Consider the following 1,364-nt stretch of genomic DNA (forward strand, 5'->3'; position numbering starts at 1 on the left):
GTCTGGTTGTAGGCGCCCACCTCGGGGCTGCGGCGCAGCACGGTGTCGACAGCCTCGAACATCTCCCGTCGACGCTGCGACGACACCGGGCTTTCGACGACCACGACCAGTTCCGGCTTGTTCGACGAGGCGCGCACCAGTCCCCAGGTGCCGTCTTCGGCGACAACGCGCGCACCGTTGACGGTGATGAGGTCGGCGATCTTCTGGCCCGCAAAAACCGTTCCATCCCGCTTCATGGCCTGAAAGTCGGCAACCACCCGCTCGACAACGCCATACTTCACATCGTCCGCGCAGTGCGACGACATGGTCGGCGTGCCGAAGGTCAGCGGCAGCGCGCGGTAGAGATCGGCTATCGAACTGCCGGGGCTGCGGTCCAGCATCTGGCAGATGGCGATGGCGGTGACCAGCCCATCGTCATAACCCCGCCCGACTGGCGGGTTGAAGAAGAAATGGCCCGACTTTTCGAAACCGGCGACGGCGCCAAGCTCGGCGACGCGGCGCTTGATGTAGGAGTGGCCGGTCTTCCAGTAGTCAGTGACGGCGCTGTTGGCGCGCAGCACGCTGTCTGTGTTGAACAGGCCGGTCGACTTGACGTCGACGACGAAGGTCGAGCCCGGATGCTGGCTGGAGATATCGCGCGCCAGCATCACACCGACCTTGTCGGCAAAAATCTCATTGCCCTCATTGTCGACGACGCCGCAGCGGTCTCCGTCACCGTCGAAGCCAAGGCCGACATCGGCTCCAGTCTCAAGCACCTTGTCCCTGATGGCATGCAGCATCTGCATATCCTCGGGATTGGGATTGTAGCGCGGAAAGGTGTGGTCGAGTTCGACATCGAGCGGGATGACCTCGCAGCCGATGCGCTGCAGCGCCTGCGGCGCGAAGGCGCCGGCGGTGCCGTTGCCGCAGGCGGCGACCACTTTCAGCTTTCGGGTGATGCGCTTGTCCTTGGTCAGATCGTCGAGATAAGTAGCGCGAAAATCGCGAACGAAATCGTAGGAGCCGCCGCCGACGAGATCGAAATCGCCGACCAGTACAATCTGCTTCAGCGCGCTCATCTCTTCCGGCCCGAAAGTCAGCGGCCGCGCCGCACCCATCTTGACGCCGGTCCAGCCATTCTCGTTATGCGAGGCGGTGACCATAGCGACCGAAGGCACGTCCAGTGCGAACTGGGCGAAATAGGCCATCGGCGATAACGCCAGTCCGATGTCCCTCACCCGAGCGCCTGCAGCCATCAAACCGGACACCAGCGCCAGCTTGATGCCAAGCGAATAGGAGCGGAAATCGTGCCCGGTGACGATATCGGGACCGGCACCGACACGGCGGATCAGCGTGCCAAGCCCCATTCCGAGCGCCTGGACGCC

At 63.5% G+C, this 1,364-nt stretch carries 1 protein-coding gene; it reads right to left on the reverse strand.

Going from position 1 to position 1,364, the window contains the following annotated elements; all coding sequences use genetic code 11:
* Positions 1 to 1,364 (reverse strand): phosphomannomutase/phosphoglucomutase (locus AC0L2D_RS31755; RefSeq protein WP_473544105.1); only part of this gene is annotated, 1,364 nt, incomplete at both ends.

The sequence above is a fragment of the Mesorhizobium sp. WSM4833 genome, from assembly GCF_055811095.1.